The following is a 17,486-nucleotide window of genomic DNA, read 5'->3' on the forward strand; positions in this document are numbered from 1 at the left end:
AGCAGACCTGCCGACTAGGCTCGGCAGACCTGCTGAGCCTAGTGGCAACTGCTGAGAAGGTATCTTCTGGAACCCGAGGAGTAATGTCTTTCAACTCACGAAGACGCTTGCATCAACCTATAGAGTCGACTCCTTTATCCCATCGAGCCGACTCCGTCATCCAGTAGAACCGACTCATTCTGCTAAATCAACCCTATCTACAACCTTCTCCAGGAAGTTAATCGCTTTAATACTGCTTATCAGAAATCGTGGTCACAATAGCACTCAGCTTCTGCCTTTTCTCCACATTTATTTCCTGCACATAAAAGTTTTTTTGTGAGAAAAGTATCAAAGTATCATTATTTAGAGAAAATAACATTCTAAGCACCTGATACTTTGCGACATACAAAAATGAGACTTTCGAAATATTTTACAGAAAAGTCTCATCGAAGTATCATAAAATCGCAAGAAGTATCATAAATTTCGGCTTTGAGGTAAATTAAAAGGCTAAAAAGAAATATCTACTATTCCAGTTTTATAAAATTAATAGCGTCTACTTTTTCAGAATGTAAAGAATGTCAATACAAACTAGGAATAAGAGAAAAGATTGACAACCAGAATTAGGAATAAAAGCACATAAAGTGATCTGTAAGAGACCATTAAGCGGTCTGTAAGAGACCATCAAGTGGGCACTCAGGGACCAAGTGTCGGGCATTGAGAGAACAAGTAACGGGCACTCATTGCCCATATAGTAGGCATCGAGTACCCAAAGTACCGAACGATTTTTGGGCACTTCTCACAAGTCGGCGGCTTCGATATTATGCATGATGCTTTATGACGATTTTGTGATGGTTTGATGATGGTTTGATGATACTTCTATGGCAATTTCATGATACTTCGATGATACTTTTTGTAAAGTAATCCGAAAAGTATCATTCTTGTATATTATTATACATCAGTTATTTATACCATTACTTAACCCAAAAGATGATACTTTGAGACTTTTTTCATAAAAAAACTTTTCTCGTGTGCGTATAAACTCGACGCTAAATCTAAAAAGAATCTGATACAATACCTTATAGATACCCCAAAAATTACGTCCCGATGTAGACTTTACTACATGGCGACGTAATCTTTCCTACGTCCCGACGCAGAGATTCCTACATCGCCATGTAATTTCAAGGACAACGGGAAATGAAAGATGTATTGAAACAATTTGCAGGGAAATGCGAAATAAAGCCCAAATAATTTGGTGTTACCAAAGAAAAACCGTATTTTTGCGGCAATTAAAACAAGTAAATATGACAAACCATGATTTTTGGATGTCCATCAGTGACATAATCAATGAAGGATTTACATCTGAAGGTCTAGCAAAATTAGATGATTATGCAGAACAATTCAGTACTGGAAAGATCTTATATAAACGATTTTCACCGTCAGAGCAGCTTGGCTGCGTTAAAGGGGGAACAATACATGTTATTGCATCCTTACTCGCGGGAGCAGAAGTTGGCACAGATCAACTCACTGCGCCAGAACACAGTTTCAAAAGAGAACAGCAACTTGGAAAGGTCCAAGAAAAACGCATAGAATGCTGGGCTAAAAAGACAGGATGCTGGGTAGATGACACTAGCGTATACAACCAAACCTTGGGCGATAAATTAGCGCAAGGCGGTGAAGCTATTGTATATGATAACGGTAATTCTGTACTAAAAGTAATCGGCCTTGACTATTTCATACAGCCAATTTTTGCTTTGGACAGAATTTCGTTACACAATGCTTACTTTGAACAAACCAAGATGTTTGTATTGGGATTCGGTAGAAACTCTATGGGTGACTTTATGATTATTGTTACCCAAACTTTCTTTCAAGGTAGCCAAATGACCGAAGAAGACATTGAAGAGTATACGGAACGTATTGGATTTAAACTGGTGAATCCCAGAAATTGGACATACTCCACACCAGATATATACCTAAGTGATATGCACAACGAGAATGTTTTTCGTGGCATTGATGGAGTGGTTTATGTCATAGATTGCGACATCCGAATAAACACACCAGAACTAAAGGCTGGTGGCACACGAACTTTAACAACAGAAGTTGAATTTATAAAAGAATAAAGACATTGCAAGAATAGCTATATAGGCTATGATTAAAGAATTCAAGAAGACGCTTGCATCAACCTATAGAGTTGACTCCTTTATCCCATCGAACCGACTCCGTCATCCCGTATTTTGCCTTCATAGTCAAGAAAGAATCCTTTTGTGCAGCATTAGAAAATAAGCGTTTTACAAAGCCATTTCCTGTATAATAACAAAATGTCCGCAAAACCAAATTCTTGGAATTGCGGACAAAAATGAATAGTTTTATATAATGTTAGAAAGCTGCAACATTATTAATACATGGTGTACCCTTGGCATCATCGAATACAATGCGAAGACCATTGGTCTTTACCTTGTCAAATCGTAGGATACGCTTGTAACCGATTGTGGTTGTCTCTTCCTTTTGACTGAGCTTTACCCAGTTCTTGCCCTCAAAATAATATACAGTGAATGCTTTCACACGCAGTCCTAAAAGTATATACTCCTGGAGCAAAAGTCGAGATATTTCTCAGAGTGAGGACTATTTGGTTATCTTACAGGACGAATCACAAATTTGAATGCATAGTCCTGATAAGGAAGCATATATTTCTCAATAGGTAATGAGCCCCATGTATCGATACATCCCAATCCCATCTGTCTCTGACTAATGTGTACAGAGGTAAAGTCTCGTGGTACGAGGTCTCCAGAATGTTCTTGGTTCTTTACCGGTCCGCGGTAAAGATCTGAAGTCAGATAGTTCAGGCTTGAACACTCCATTGGCTCATTGGAGAAAAACTCCAGACCTTTATTGTCTTTTGTCAGAACCTTCCAATATCTTACCTGCGTCTTGTTGCCAGACTCCTGTGGACGGACGTATGGATAATACTGATCCTTTACCAACTGGGTAAAAATGCCCAATCTGTCGGAATTGTTACGGTCTGCATAATTCTCGTTAGGACCCTTTCCGTAGAATTCAACTCTATCAAACTCCTTAGGCATCTGCAATTCCATTCCATAGCGCAGAAGATTTGGCTTGTTCTCCGCATCAGGATTTACCTTCAGATCTTGTTCAACAGTCAGTTCTCCATTATTATTCAATGTATAGGTAAGAGTCAGTGTAGACTCTGTTTCTTTGAGATACAACTCGGCAACAACAGAACCATTCTCCTTACGGGTAAAATTCTTCAGTTCCATACTTGGCTTATTCCATGCTGCACTTAATGTAGGCATATGTGAACCAAAATCGTTGTCTGTGCATGCTCTCCAGAAGTCTGGAGTCAAATCAAATCCTCTTACAAGCATAGGTGTTTTGTCAACATCCAAATAAGAAACAAGTCCTGTTGCCTTACTGATGGTAACATCCACACCATTGGCTGAAAGAACGAGATACTTGGCATGATCTACAGCCTTTACTTTGGCTGTTTCAGAGGAATTCAATACAGGGAACTTATAGTCGCTAATCACAAACTGCTGGTGGGCGATTTCTTCATCCTTACTTAGAAGAAGCGAATCACTGTTCAATTTGTACGAAAGAGTCAGTGTCTTTTCCTTTCCTCTGTACTTCTTGTCTGCAACTATCTTTGCATATCCAGGAATAGCAATGGTCTTGCTTGTCTGAGGAAGAATATTGTATTTGCCAAGGTTGATTAAACCATTTGCCATACTTTTACCCTCTACCTCTATTGAATATACGAGATTTACGTTATTCAACGGAACAAAGAAGTTCTCGTTGAATACAGAGACTGTACCCTTGACCTTGTTCTCAAGTTTGCTCCAGATGTTCTGATGGAAGTATTTCACTTCATAAGCATGAGGATTTGGTCTTCTGTCCGGACTAACCAAGCCATTGTTGTTGAAGTTCTCGTCAGACATAGGGAAACGACCATAATCACCGCCATAGGCATAGATCTGATTACCAGTTATCTTGCTCTTGTCGCGCAGACCCTGATCAACAAAATCCCAGATAAAACCACCCTGATACTGAGGATACTGACGGACCAAATCCCAATACTGCTTGAATCCACCCATAGAATTACCCATGGCATGGGCATACTCCTGCTGAAGAAGAGGTTTGTCACAATAGTCCTTTTCCAAATATGCTCTACAACTGTCGTAATCAGCATACATAGGACAGAAAATGTCAGTCTTGCCAGCCTTCAGACCAGCCAACTCGTATGACTCAACAGGACGGGTTTCATCATGCTTGCCTGTTGAACATGCCATTTCGTATTGTACTGGACGAGAACTATCATATGCCTTTACCCAATCGTAGGCATCCTCAAAGTTCTTACCATAACCTGCTTCATTACCAAGACTCCACATAATGATACAAGGATGGTTTTTGAGAACCTTCACATTGTGCATGTTACGCTCAATGTGTGTCTTGTTGAACAACTCATTTTTAGCCAGAGTCTCTTTACCAAATCCCATTCCGTGGCTTTCCAGATTTGCCTCAGCCATGACATAAATACCATATTCATCACACAAATCATACCAGCGTGGATCATTTGGATAGTGGCTGGTACGTATAGCATTGATGTTTAATTGCTTGGCAACCTTTATGTCACGAATCATGTTCTCAACACTGACAACATATCCTCCATCAGGATCTATCTCATGACGGTTCACACCCTTGATAAGAACAGGCTGTCCATTTACCAAGAGCTGTTTTCCCTTGATCTCGATCTTTCTAAAACCGACATTTTGGCGAATGACTTCCAATACTTTATCTCCATCCATCAGTGTCGCTCTGAGTGTGTACAAATTCGGTGTTTCTGCTGTCCATTTGGCTACATTCTGAATGGTTGACTCTACTGTTGAACTGCCACCCTGTAACTGTTGCTTTCTTTCAAAAACCGTATTGCCAGTTTTCTTGTCTATCAATTCTACCAGAACATTCTTTCCATCACATGATTCTGTAGAAAAATGAATGGCAAAGATACCGTCTTTATAATTATCGGACAAGGAAGAGGTTACGTTCAAGTCCTTAATATGTGACTTCGGCTGAGCATAGATATAGTTCTCTCTGGCAATACCGCGAAGTCTCCAATAGTCCTGATCCTCAAAATAAGAGCCATCGCACCATCTCATCAGCTGCATAGCTATCAGATTCTCTTTTCCTGGTTCTACATATTTAGTGATGTCAAATTCCGCAGCAACCTTATTGTCTTCAGCATAGCCAACAAACTTTCCATTTACATATAGGTTGATATTGCTGGAAAATTCGCCGATGTGCAGTATTATATTGTCACCATTCCAATTCTCAGGAATAACAATCTTACGTCGGTAAGATCCGACATAGTTGCCAAGATCCTGCACATAAGGAGGATTTGATTCCCATTCATTTTCCCACTCATATCTATAGTTGGTATAGACTGGCACGCTATAGCCATTCAACTCCCAACATCCAGGAATTGGCATCTTACCCCAATTAGAATCATCAAGATTGAGAGAATAGAAATCTAAAGGACGCTCATTGGCATTCTGCACCCAATTGAATTTCCAAATTCCTTCAATAGACAAGAATCTCTTTGAAAGCTTCTTGTCATTTCTGTCAGACAGTTCCTTATTCTCATAGCCGAAGAAATCAGAAACAGGCTCGTTACGATTGATGTTGTTCACCAAAGGGTCATTCCATGGTTCTGTCTTCTGGGCATATACATTACCTGACAAAGCCATAAAAAGTACCATAAAATTGCATAATTTATTCATAATCAATAGGTATTTATAGTTTTACACTTGCTCCAAACTCAACAGTGAAAGGACGAAGATAGCGTCCGGACATTACGTAGCCATTGAATCGCTTGGCTTCTTCCGGACCAATAAGCTCTGAGCCGGATATTGTACCGCTGGCACCTTTTTGGTTCAGGAAGTTGACTACACCAAGGTTGAATGATAATTTGTTGGTAGCATTCCATTTCACACCTGCGAAAGTTTCCCAATGGCCGTTAAACCAAAGGGCATTTGAAAGGTTAGCATACGTTTTTCCAAAATATCTGAAACTGCCCCATACAGTCATCTTATCCTTGTAAAAGGTATAACTTGGGTCAAGTTCAATCAGTATCTGTGGTATTTCCTTGACAATGTTACCAGTGGCGTTTAAGTCTGCGGTCTCACCATCATCAAACTTTACTGTCACAGAATAGTCCTTGTATGTTGGTTTCTGATAAGTAAAGAGGGCATGAAGATGCGCACCCTTGAATGGATCAAGTTCCACATTGGTTGTCCATCCAACAGTCTGAATGCTATAATTTAATGATGTTGTCTTTGAAATACTAGTGCCAGGTTTGGTTATATCCTGCTGGTCTGTATTGTTCGTCTTCTGAATCCAGGTTATCATTGATGTAACATCAATCCACTTATTGCGATAGTATATACCACCACGGAGCAATGGAATGCGGAGACGCAGGTCCTGTGGTCCCATATTGGCATAATCTGTCATGCGAGGAGAGCGTTCCATTTGAGTGAAGTCAGCGGTGAGTCCCATACCTTTATAAAAGGACCATGTAGCCGAAACTGTAAATGCATAATTGAGCTTATTCTTTGTTCTGTGCTGTGGTGTAATGGTTACACCATCTGCATTGGTTGCACCGACATACATGTCTGCAAATCGTGCATAAGGCAACTGGTCTACTGACATACGACACCACTCTAAGCGTGCGCCATAGAAGAAACGAAGGCTTTCAATAGGACGCCATTCGTCTGTGAAATATCCTGCAAACTTGTTCTCATTACCGATAGCATAGTCTGTAGATATCTCATTGAACCCATAATAAGTTGTTCTTGCAGTCGGGTCTGAAACCGTGGAATGTGACAGAAACTCTGGATATTCATTTACAGTGGCATCCCATTGTGTTGACGCAGACCAGTAGTTTAAGTCAAAGTTCCACTCGTTGAGACCTATTTTAAGATTATGCTGGCCATAGTTTCTCATCACCTCAGAGGTGAGAAGGAAAGATTTTGCCTTTGCAGTATGAAACCAGATTCTTCGACCATCCATCATACCTGTATAAAGCTTTCCATTCTTGTCATAATACGTATTCGTATTACCCTCAACCTTTCCATCTTTGACATTCATGATGGAACTGCCGCCAAAGTCGGCATAGTTAGCATCAGCCCAGGTATATTTAGCCTTTGTATCCAAGTTCCATGCATTACCTAAATCCCATTTGAATAATACAGCAAATTCGTGAGATTTGTTTTTGTTCCAATCATTGATAGTAGTGTTTTTCACTTCACCTGTCTTCATATCACGGTACATGAAGTTCTGAGAAGCTGGAACGTATGAAGATGTACCCAATTTAAAGCCATCCAATTCTGTCACATCACCATTAGTGTGATAGATAAATGGTGCAAAACAGGTTACGGTACCCATACGCTGACTGTTTGAGAACTTGTAGAGGAAAGACAACTGACCTCTGTTTCCCCAATGCTTTGTCAGGGCACCCTTATAAATCTGGGTACGGTCATTATAGTTGGTAAACTTCAAGTCAAAGGTTCCCGGATCAAAGTTCTGATACATATTCAAGGCATAAGTCCAGCCTTTAGCCAGAGGTCCTGAAACGTTCAAATCAAACTGATGCATACCATAATGGTTGCCTTTGTAATTCAAAATACCCTTGAACGTATCACTGCCTAAGTCGCTGAAACTGTTTACTGAATAAGCGATGTTTCCTGTAGCTATGGCTGATTCCTGCGGGTTCATCAATCCTACTTCAGCCAAGCTTCCGTCACTTCTCCAATGAGCAGATAGAGGATGGATGTAAGAAGAATAAACGACAGGTAATCCGTTCTCGTACACATTTACATCTTCACTTGGAAGACCTATCTGAATGTAACGAGGTGCATTGGCATCGGATGCATTGAGCATCACATTGCGTTCTGCTTTCTTTTCTACCATTGTAGTGTCTGACTTCTCTTGAGCACTACAAATGCTTGGGATGACCACGCAACAAGATAAGAGCAAAAGTTCTCTTCTCATGACTTAAAAAATTAATAGCGCTAAATACATAATGGATTTATTTCAACCATACATGCAATTACGCTTTATGTCCGTTGCACCTATACGGACCAAATAAACTACTGAACACATACATAAGGGAAACGGCGTTGGTGCAGTACGAGCTACTCAGTCAAACAGTCCTGAACTCCTAAAACATCCCATACAAACCTGTAGTGGAATACACTTTGTTACCTCTAAGATAATTATGAAATTTTACTATACGTTATATTCTACTAATGGAACTATTCTGGTGTAGTTGATAATAAGTTAACTATTTTTATATCTTATTGGGCGGTCTATAACTGCCTTGTATTTCTGATCCTGATTTGATATTATTTAGATATTATATAGAATTCAAGTGTGTGTATAACCAAGTGCGCTTGTAAACGCCATTTCCAATATGCTTGTCCTTCCCGTCTTTCTCACTCGGCATTCGTCAATTAAGGTAAGGCGTGAAAACGATTGCAAAGGTAAGACTCAAATTTTAAAAATCAAAAAAAAAAAAATAATATTATCAAACTTTAACGATAATAACCAAAGTGTTTATCAGATTTCAATATATTCTTACTTGTTGGCACGGATCTTTAATCCGTAACCCTTTAGAAGTAACATCTGTTTTTACGTTATTTGTTGCATCTTTGTTTTCTTCTTTGCTCTTTTTCTCAACCTACGGCGCAAGTTCAAGCTGTATTTTTCGGCCCAATGCAGCCAGTTCCGCTTTTTTACCACCTTATCCTCGAAAAAATGTATGATTTAACATTCGTTATCATCGAAAAAGTGTGTAATTTTCTTGTTTTTATCATCGAAAAAGTGTATCTTTGCAACAGAAATATTTAAATTCCAGTTAGTTATGAAAAGAAAGATATACAAAAGGATATGTAGACCAAGAATGGATGGAAAACATCCCTATCATAGCCATTGGCACATATTTTGAGAAATGATATGTAAAGGATTATGCGGCTTTTCTGTCCGAGAGGAACAAACTTAAGATTGTTCTATCAGTTAGCACGGACTGAAAAGCCGTTCGAAAGAATTGCAGAACATACTCAAAGAGAATAGCGGCAAGGCTGATAGTATATACAAGGAAATATCATACAAGTTATTATATATTATACATTATAAATAAGGAGATGAAAGAAGTATTGATAGTAAGCATTGGCAGTTTCTTCGGGGGCGGCATGAGATATTGGATTTCAAAGTTGGTGCAATCCTGCACGGTGATTGCCTTTCCATTCGGCACGATGGCGGTGAATGTGGCGGGATGCCTCATCATCGGGTTCCTCTCGGGATTGAACTGGCGGGAAGGGGGATGGATGTCGCCATCTGCCAAACTGCTGCTCACCACGGGATTCTGCGGAGGATTCACTACCTTCTCTACCTTTATGAACGAGGGAGCAGGATTGATGAAGGAGGAAAACTACCTCTATATGATGCTCTATCTCTTCGGAAGTCTGGCGCTGGGACTTATCGCCGTTCTCGCCGGACATTATCTGGCGAAGATTATCGCATAAAAGACTTCGGAGAACAGAAAGAAGAAGAGCCCGGATTATCACATAAAATACTGAAGATAGTATTCCATCAAATGAAGAAATGATGAAAATACTATCTTTTTTATTATTTTATATTTCCAAAATGCCTTAATTACGAAATTTATTCGTAAATTTGCAGAAATAATCTGCATTCGACAATTTGAAAGCAAGCTTTCATCATGCTCGTTTGCTTAATTTTTGCACCAATGAATACATTAGATACAAACAATATAAAATGGAGCGAGAATGTAATTATCGCTGATGCCGACTATATCGACCGAGTGGCTTTCGACCTGATAGTCAACTTTGAACGAATGATTAACCGTCGCATCCAACCAGCCGATATGGCACAATGGGCAGTCTGCATTGCCCTTGACGGAGGTCTGAGAGAGGGCGAGCACGAGACACAGGTTGTGCTTATCCACGACAAGCAGTCGATGGCGATGAAGAACTTCCGCCCTGCCAACTATGAGAAGGATCTGAACGCTCAGGCTTTCAAGGATGGTAAGCTCGGAGAATTCATCATCTCTTCTTATCCTACAGAGGAGAAGATGGTAGGCAAGGATGACTTCCTCGTAGATGTGGCACGCACCGTATGCAACGCCAAGGAGGTGAAGCGAGTGATGGTAATCCCAAATTCTGAGGATGGAGATGCTTACGACCGACTCCGCGAGATACTCCGCAAGGTAGATGACGACGACAAGCGCATCACCCTCTTTGCCATGCAGCCCATGCCAGGCGGCAACTTCAGACAGGAGATTCTCGGATATTCGCTCATGAATGCCCTGGGAATTTCGGCAAATGAGATAAAGTAAACATTAAACACTTAACATTAAAGATAAAAAATGAGTAGAGTACTTATGATAGGCGCAGGTGGCGTGGCTACCGTGGCTGCCTTCAAGATCGTCCAGAACCAGGACGTTTTCACCGAGTTTATGATTGCTAGCCGTCGCAAGGAAAAATGCGATAAGCTGGTTAAGGATATCCATGCCAAGGGCTACAAGATGGATATTCAGACAGCTGAGGTGGATGCCGACGACGTTGAGCAGTTGAAGGCTCTCTTCAATAGCTATAAGCCTGAGCTTGTCATCAACCTCGCTTTGCCTTACCAGGATCTCACCATTATGGATGCCTGTCTGGCCTGCGGCTGCAACTACATGGATACCGCTAACTATGAGCCTAAGGACGAGGCTCACTTCGAATATTCATGGCAGTGGGCTTACAAGGATAAGTTCGAGCAGGCAGGTCTCTGCGCTATCCTCGGCTGCGGCTTCGACCCAGGTGTATCAGGCATCTTCACCGCTTATGCAGCCAAGCATCACTTCGATGAGATTGAGGTGCTCGACATCGTGGATTGCAACGCCGGTAACCATCACAAGGCTTTCGCAACCAACTTCAACCCAGAAATCAATATCCGCGAGATTACCCAGAAGGGACTCTGGTATAAGGATGGCGAATGGATTGAAACCGACCCACTCTCTATCCACAAGCCTCTCACCTACCCTAACATCGGCCCTCGCGAGAGCTATCTGATGCACCACGAGGAGTTGGAGAGCCTGGTGAAGAACTACCCTACCATCAAGGAGGCACGTTTCTGGATGACCTTCGGCCAGCAGTATCTCACCTACCTCGATTGCATTCAGAACCTCGGCATGAGCCGCATCGACGAAATCGAGTACGAGGCTCCATTGGCAGACGGTTCAGGCAAGACAGCCAAGGTGAAGATAGTTCCTCTGCAGTTCCTCAAGGCCGTATTGCCTAACCCACAGGATCTCGGCGAGAACTATGACGGCGAAACATCTATCGGTTGCCGCATCCGCGGTAAGAAGGATGGCAAGGAACGCACCTACTACGTTTATAACAACTGCAAGCACCAGGAGGCTTACAACGAAACCGGTATGCAGGGCGTAAGCTACACCACCGGTGTGCCAGCCATGATTGGTGCCATGATGTTCCTCAAGGGCATCTGGAAGAAACCAGGCGTATGGAACGTAGAGGAGTTCGACCCAGATCCATTCATGGAGCAGTTGAACAAGCAGGGATTGCCATGGCACGAGGTGTTTGATGGCGATTTGGAAATCGACTAAACTTTAAATTAAAATAAGAATATGGCAAAAGAAATGCAAGAGGGAAAATTGAATCCCAATGAAGGCAAACTGAAAGCTCTTCAGGCAGCCATGGCTAAGATAGAAAAGGACTTCGGTAAGGGCTCTATCATGAAACTCGGAGATGAGCACGTTGAGAATATCGAAGTTATCCCTACAGGCAGTATCGCTCTCGACAATGCACTGGGCGTAGGCGGTTATCCTAAGGGACGTATCATCGAAATTTACGGTCCGGAATCTTCTGGTAAGACAACATTGGCTATCCATGCCATCGCAGAGGCTCAGAAGGCTGGCGGTATCGCTGCTTTCATTGATGCAGAGCACGCTTTCGACCGTTTCTATGCGGCTAAATTGGGCGTTGATGTTGATAACTTGTGGATTTCACAACCAGATAATGGTGAGCAGGCGTTGCAGATTGCAGACCAGCTGATCAGTTCTGCTGCTGTAGACATCGTAGTTGTTGACTCTGTAGCCGCCTTGACTCCTAAGAAGGAAATCGAAGGCGATATGGGTGACAATGTAGTAGGTCTTCAGGCTCGATTGATGAGTCAGGCTCTCCGCAAGCTCACTTCTACCATCAGCAAGACCAACACTACCTGCATCTTCATCAACCAGTTGCGCGAGAAGATTGGTGTAATGTTCGGTAACCCAGAGACAACCACCGGTGGTAATGCATTGAAGTTCTATGCATCAGTGCGCTTGGATATCCGCAAGGCAACAGCCATCAAGGACGGCGATGAGGTAGTAGGTAATCTGGTTCGCGTGAAGGTTGTGAAGAACAAGGTGGCTCCTCCTTTCCGCAAGGCAGAGTTCGACATCATGTTTGGCGAAGGCATCAGCCGTGCCGGCGAGGTATTCGGTCTGGCTGTAGCCAACGACATCATCGAAAAGAGCGGCAGCTGGTATAGCTATGGCGGTTCTAAGCTCGGACAGGGTGCCGATGCCTGCAAGGCATTGCTCAAGGATAACCCTGAACTTCTCGATGAACTGGAAGCTAAGGTTCGCGAAGCACTTGCAGCTAAGGAACAGAAATAAAGCCAGATAAGGTTTCACACCTTATTATATATAGGAGCTTTATCTGAAAAGAAAGATTTCTCAATCATATTACAGGAATCAAGATAGGGAGAATGCGACATTTTATCGCCTCCCATATCTTGATTCCTTTTATTTTGTCAGCATTATCTGACACCTTGTCAGCCACTTTAAATTTTACAATCCCTTGGCACATGCTTTGTTATGACGGAAAGCGTGAACGCTGAATATAGAGGTTCCCGACAGATGCATATCTTCGGCAGACTTCCAATAGCCAGCAAGTTCATGAGATAAATAACATATTAATAACGATAAAAATAAAAAAAGATATAATTATGGGAAAAGTAATTGGAATTGACTTGGGTACCACAAACAGTTGTGTTGCCGTTTTCGAAGGTAGCGAACCAGTTGTAATCGCTAACAGTGAAGGTAAGCGTACTACTCCATCAGTAGTAGGTTTCGTTAAGGATGGTGACCGCAAGGTAGGTGATCCTGCTAAGCGTCAGGCCATCACAAACCCTAAGAACACAGTATATTCTATCAAGCGTTTCATGGGTGAGACATACGCTCAGAGCCAGAAAGAGGCTGAGGCAATGCCTTACACAGTAGTAAACGAGGGTGGTTATCCACGTGTTGAAATCGAGGGTCGTAAATATACTCCACAGGAGATTTCTGCAATGGTTCTCCAGAAGATGAAGAAGACTGCAGAGGATTATCTCGGCCAGGAGGTTACAGATGCTGTCATCACAGTTCCTGCTTACTTCTCTGACTCACAGCGTCAGGCTACTAAGGAGGCTGGTCAGATTGCAGGTTTGAACGTTCAGCGTATCGTAAATGAGCCTACAGCCGCAGCTTTGGCTTACGGTGTTGACAAGGCTAACAAGGATATGAAGATTGCCGTATTCGACTTGGGTGGTGGTACATTCGATATCTCTATTCTGGAGTTCGGTGGCGGCGTATTCGAGGTACTTTCTACCAATGGTGATACTCACCTGGGTGGTGATGACTTCGACCAGGTAATCATCAACTGGTTGGCTGATGGCTTCAAGGCTGAAGAAGGCGTAGATCTCCGCAAGGACCCTATGGCTATGCAGCGTTTGAAGGAAGCAGCTGAGAAGGCTAAGATTGAGTTGTCAAGCTCTACATCTACCGAAATCAACTTGCCATACATCACAGCCGTTGACGGTATGCCAAAGCACTTGGTTAAGACTTTGACCCGTGCACAGTTCGAGCAGTTGGCTCACAACCTGATTCAGGCTTGCTTGGTACCTTGCCAGAATGCCGTTCGTGACGCTAAGCTCTCTACATCAGATATTGACGAGGTTATCCTGGTTGGTGGTTCAAGCCGTATCCCAGCCGTTCAGACACTCGTTAAGAACTACTTCGGCAAGGAGCCTTCTAAGGGTGTTAACCCAGATGAGGTTGTTGCAGTAGGTGCAGCTATCCAGGGTGCCATCCTGAACAAGGAAGAGGGTGTTGGTGACATCGTATTGCTCGACGTTACTCCATTGACTCTCGGTATCGAGACTATGGGTGGTGTGATGACTAAGCTCATCGATGCCAATACAACTATCCCTTGCAAGAAGAGCGAGGTATTCTCTACAGCAGCTGATAACCAGACAGAGGTTACCATCCACGTATTGCAGGGTGAGCGTCCAATGGCAGCTCAGAACAAGAGCATCGGCCAGTTCAACCTGACAGGTATCGCTCCAGCTCGCCGTGGTGTTCCTCAGATTGAGGTTACCTTCGATATCGATGCCAACGGTATCTTGAACGTATCAGCTAAGGATAAGGCTACCGGTAAGGAGCAGAGCATCCGCATCGAGGCTTCATCTGGCTTGAGCGAGGACGAGATCAACCGCATGAAGGCTGAGGCAGAGCAGAACGCTGCTGCTGATAAGGCTGAGCGCGAGAAGATTGACAAGATGAACCAGGCTGACAGCATGATCTTCACCACCGAGAACTTCCTGAAGGATAACGGTGATAAGATTCCTGCAGACAAGAAGCCAGGTATCGAGCAGGCATTGCAGCAGTTGAAGGATGCTCACAAGGCTGGTGATGCTGCAGCTATCGATTCAGCTATCAACAACTTGAACACCGTAATGCAGGCTGCTTCTCAGCAGATGTATCAGGGCGGCCAGCAGGCAGGTCCTCAGGGTGCACAGGGCGGTCAGCAGGCACAGGGCGGCAATGATGGCGCTCAGGACGTACAAGACGCTGACTTCGAAGAAGTTAAGTAATACAGACTAATATTATCATAAAGGCGTACAATGCTCAGAAATGAGTTTTGTACGCCTTTTTTGTTTCATTATGATTTTTTATATCCCAATAGTTTGCTAATTCGCTGAAAATTATGTATATTTGCAAATTAAGGGAGAAAAATATCCCCAAAAGAGATAGACAGTTTAGGGTAAATATAAAAGAAAGGAGAACGAGATATGGCAAAGAAGAGACCACAGGTAGCGCTGGTTTATGATTTCGACGGCACACTGTCGCCGGGCAATATGCAGGAGTTTGGATTCATACAGGCTACAGGCAAGACAAAAGACGAGTTCTGGGAGAAAAACAGAAAGTTTGCAGAGGGTAAGGATGCCAACGGTATTTTGACCTATATGTATCTGATGCTCGACGAAGCCAAGAAGAACAATATCTCGCTCACCCGGGAATCTTTTCAGAAATTCGGCAAGGATGTAGAACTGTTCCGCGGCGTAAAACAATGGTTTTCGCTCGTGAATGAATATGGCAACAGTATCGGACTGGACGTAAAGCACTACATCAACTCCTCGGGACTGAAGGAGATGATAGAGGGCACACCTATCGCCCACGAATTTGAGAACATCTACGCCTGCTCCTTTCTCTACAACAAGGAGGGAATCGCCTATTGGCCAGCCGTAGCCGTAGACTATACAACCAAGACGCAATTCCTCTTCAAAATCAACAAGGGCATCAAACAGGTGAGCGACAACAGAAGAGTGAACCAGTATATCCCCGACGAAAAGCGACCTATCCCTTTCCCCCGAATGATATACTTCGGAGATGGAGAAACCGATGTACCTTGCATGAAGATGGTAAAGGAACATGGCGGCCACTCGATTGCTGTATATGATAACGAGGATAAACAGAAGACTGCCTGCCAGCTTGTCAAGGAGGGACGGGTAAACTTCATGTGCTCTGCCAACTACAGCAAAGGAAGCGTGATGAATATCATCGTAAAGAGAATATTGGATAAAATCAAAGCCGATTTTGAATTCGACCGTCTGATAGAACTGAACCAGAAGAAGGCATGGAAGTGATTTAAGGGTAAAAAAGTAAAAAGGTAAAAGGGTAAAAAGGGACAAAAAGTAAAGGGAGAAAGGGATTCTTTTGTGAATTCCTTGAAACTTTTCTTGGTTTTGTCGAGGATTATGCTTAATTTTGCACGCAAAAATAATAATATCAAATCATATTAATGGGAAGAAACAAATACTCAGCAGGAGAAATCAAGGAAATCGGCAAGTTGCTGCGACTCAAAAACGCAGGCAACCGTTTACAACAGAAAATGATACGCCACGACCTTCGCGTGGATTATGAATTCAATATCTCTGACTTCAATGAGCCTGGCAAGGCTTTCGGAGAAGAGGAGTTGCAGGCTGCCATCAAGCGTGGCGCCATTCAGATTCTCGACGATGCCACCATCGAGGCAATGAAGGCAAAACGTGCCCGAGATAAGGCTCGCGACGAGGCAGAGAGACAGAAAGAAGCCGTAGCCAGCGGTGAACAGACCGACTGGCAGGAGGCTATGAAGGAGTGGAATGAGTATTATAAATAATTTTGAATGTTGATTGTTAAATGTTGAATATTGAATTGCACAATGGGCTATGCTAGCCAAAAGCAAGATATAACTCAACATTCATCACTCAACATTCATCACTCAACATTCAACACTCAACATTCAACATTTAATTAAACGATTATGGCAAAAGTATTGATAAAGACATCAGAGGGCGACATCAAGGTACGCCTCTACGACGAGACACCTCAGCATCGTGACAACTTCTTGAAGTTGGCAAAGGAGGGATATTTCGATGGCACTCTCTTCCATCGTGTCATCAAGGATTTTATGATTCAAGGCGGCGATCCAGACAGCAAAGGCGCTCCTAAAGGCAAGATGCTGGGCACAGGTGGTCCTGACTATACCATCCCTGCCGAGTTCGTTTATCCACAACTTTTCCACAAGCGTGGTGCCTTGAGCGCAGCCCGTTTGGGAGATGAGGTAAACCCAGAACGAGAGAGCAGCGGTAGCCAGTTCTATATTGTATGGGGGAAGACCTACAAGCAGAATGAACTGAAGCAGATGGAAAAGCAGATGGGCATGCAGATGGAGCAGAACATCTTCAACCAGCTTGCCAAGGAGCATCATGATGAAATTATGAACTTCCGCCGCAACCGCGACCGTGAAGGTCTGATGAAACTCCAGGACGAACTGGTGGATGAAACCAAGAAGCGCTGCAAGGAGCAGGGCTATCCTAAGTTTACCGAGGAGCAGCAGAAGGCTTACACTGAAGTAGGCGGAACACCTTTCCTCGATAACCAATACACCGTTTTCGGTGAAGTGGAGGAAGGACTTGACATCGTAGAGAAGATTCAGAACTGCGAAACATTGCGTGGCGATCGCCCAAAAGAGGATGTTTCTATGCAGATTTCAGTCATCGAGGAATAAGAAATCTCCATAACGCTCCGCCGGACAGTAAATCCGGCGGAACGCCTAATGAAAAGCAAAATG

At 43.1% G+C, this 17,486-nt stretch carries 12 protein-coding genes; 9 read left to right on the forward strand and 3 right to left on the reverse strand.

Translation table 11 applies throughout. The features are described 5' to 3' along the window. Positions 1 to 1,280: 1,280 nt before the first annotated feature. On the forward strand, positions 1,281 to 2,096 hold the full coding sequence (locus ONT18_RS10875) for a hypothetical protein (protein ID WP_264905546.1): 816 nt from the start codon (positions 1,281 to 1,283) through the stop codon (positions 2,094 to 2,096). Positions 2,097 to 2,352: 256 nt separating this feature from the next. Here ONT18_RS10875 and ONT18_RS10880 read toward each other — a convergent pair whose 3' ends face one another. The 3 genes from ONT18_RS10880 to ONT18_RS10890 all read right to left on the reverse strand — a co-directional run bounded on the left by ONT18_RS10880 (position 2,353) and on the right by ONT18_RS10890 (position 7,956). Then, a complete protein-coding gene (locus ONT18_RS10880) occupies positions 2,353 to 2,538 on the reverse strand; it encodes a hypothetical protein (protein ID WP_264905548.1) in 186 nt (61 codons plus the stop codon). 68 nt (positions 2,539 to 2,606) lie between these two features. Beyond that, positions 2,607 to 5,768, reverse strand: coding sequence for a glycoside hydrolase family 2 TIM barrel-domain containing protein (locus tag ONT18_RS10885; protein ID WP_264905550.1), 3,162 nt, complete (start codon positions 5,766 to 5,768; stop codon positions 2,607 to 2,609). A gap of 13 nt (positions 5,769 to 5,781) precedes the next feature. Then, positions 5,782 to 7,956, reverse strand: a complete 2,175-nt coding sequence (locus ONT18_RS10890) for a TonB-dependent receptor (protein WP_264905551.1) — start codon at positions 7,954 to 7,956, stop codon at positions 5,782 to 5,784. Between the two features lie 1,232 nt (positions 7,957 to 9,188). Here ONT18_RS10890 and crcB point away from each other — a divergent pair. From crcB to ONT18_RS10930, 8 genes are all read left to right on the forward strand, one after another. Continuing rightward, positions 9,189 to 9,569: a fluoride efflux transporter CrcB gene (gene crcB, locus ONT18_RS10895; RefSeq protein WP_117693339.1), complete on the forward strand. Its 381-nt coding sequence runs from the start codon at positions 9,189 to 9,191 to the stop codon at positions 9,567 to 9,569. 224 nt (positions 9,570 to 9,793) lie between these two features. After that, positions 9,794 to 10,402, forward strand: a complete 609-nt coding sequence (locus tag ONT18_RS10900) for a DUF6621 family protein (protein WP_264905554.1) — start codon at positions 9,794 to 9,796, stop codon at positions 10,400 to 10,402. A gap of 30 nt (positions 10,403 to 10,432) precedes the next feature. Next, positions 10,433 to 11,674 carry a saccharopine dehydrogenase family protein gene (locus tag ONT18_RS10905; protein WP_006848470.1) on the forward strand — a complete coding sequence of 414 codons (1,242 nt, stop codon included), beginning with the start codon at positions 10,433 to 10,435 and terminating at the stop codon, positions 11,672 to 11,674. A gap of 21 nt (positions 11,675 to 11,695) precedes the next feature. Further along, a complete protein-coding gene (recA, locus tag ONT18_RS10910) occupies positions 11,696 to 12,727 on the forward strand; it encodes a recombinase RecA (protein WP_022120294.1) in 1,032 nt (343 codons plus the stop codon). Positions 12,728 to 13,059: 332 nt separating this feature from the next. Then, on the forward strand, positions 13,060 to 14,964 hold the full coding sequence (gene dnaK / locus ONT18_RS10915; RefSeq protein ID WP_117586402.1) for a molecular chaperone DnaK: 1,905 nt from the start codon (positions 13,060 to 13,062) through the stop codon (positions 14,962 to 14,964). Positions 14,965 to 15,162: 198 nt separating this feature from the next. Next, positions 15,163 to 16,017, forward strand: a complete 855-nt coding sequence (locus ONT18_RS10920) for an HAD family hydrolase (RefSeq protein WP_117586403.1) — start codon at positions 15,163 to 15,165, stop codon at positions 16,015 to 16,017. 155 nt (positions 16,018 to 16,172) lie between these two features. Continuing rightward, positions 16,173 to 16,532 carry a hypothetical protein gene (locus ONT18_RS10925; RefSeq protein WP_118190275.1) on the forward strand — a complete coding sequence of 120 codons (360 nt, stop codon included), beginning with the start codon at positions 16,173 to 16,175 and terminating at the stop codon, positions 16,530 to 16,532. A gap of 144 nt (positions 16,533 to 16,676) precedes the next feature. After that, the gene (locus ONT18_RS10930) at positions 16,677 to 17,423 is read left to right on the forward strand and encodes a peptidylprolyl isomerase (RefSeq protein ID WP_022120299.1); all 747 of its coding nucleotides are present in this window, start codon (positions 16,677 to 16,679) and stop codon (positions 17,421 to 17,423) included. Positions 17,424 to 17,486 lie beyond the last annotated feature (63 nt).

Origin of the sequence: Segatella copri, assembly GCF_026015295.1 — a bacterium.
Classification (GTDB): Bacteria; Bacteroidota; Bacteroidia; order Bacteroidales; family Bacteroidaceae; genus Prevotella; species Prevotella copri_C.

What these genes read in the sequence shown, in the direction of transcription:
- ONT18_RS10875 (WP_264905546.1), top strand. Translation starts at nt 1,281, where the DNA reads ATGACAAACCATGATTTTTGGATGTCCATCAGTGACATAATCAATGAA.
- ONT18_RS10885 (WP_264905550.1), bottom strand. Translation starts at nt 5,768, where the DNA reads ATGAATAAATTATGCAATTTTATGGTACTTTTTATGGCTTTGTCAGGT.
- ONT18_RS10890 (WP_264905551.1), bottom strand. Translation starts at nt 7,956, where the DNA reads ATGGTAGAAAAGAAAGCAGAACGCAATGTGATGCTCAATGCATCCGAT.
- crcB (WP_117693339.1), top strand. Translation starts at nt 9,189, where the DNA reads ATGAAAGAAGTATTGATAGTAAGCATTGGCAGTTTCTTCGGGGGCGGC.
- ONT18_RS10900 (WP_264905554.1), top strand. Translation starts at nt 9,794, where the DNA reads ATGAATACATTAGATACAAACAATATAAAATGGAGCGAGAATGTAATT.
- ONT18_RS10905 (WP_006848470.1), top strand. Translation starts at nt 10,433, where the DNA reads ATGAGTAGAGTACTTATGATAGGCGCAGGTGGCGTGGCTACCGTGGCT.
- recA (WP_022120294.1), top strand. Translation starts at nt 11,696, where the DNA reads ATGGCAAAAGAAATGCAAGAGGGAAAATTGAATCCCAATGAAGGCAAA.
- dnaK (WP_117586402.1), top strand. Translation starts at nt 13,060, where the DNA reads ATGGGAAAAGTAATTGGAATTGACTTGGGTACCACAAACAGTTGTGTT.
- ONT18_RS10920 (WP_117586403.1), top strand. Translation starts at nt 15,163, where the DNA reads ATGGCAAAGAAGAGACCACAGGTAGCGCTGGTTTATGATTTCGACGGC.
- ONT18_RS10925 (WP_118190275.1), top strand. Translation starts at nt 16,173, where the DNA reads ATGGGAAGAAACAAATACTCAGCAGGAGAAATCAAGGAAATCGGCAAG.
- ONT18_RS10930 (WP_022120299.1), top strand. Translation starts at nt 16,677, where the DNA reads ATGGCAAAAGTATTGATAAAGACATCAGAGGGCGACATCAAGGTACGC.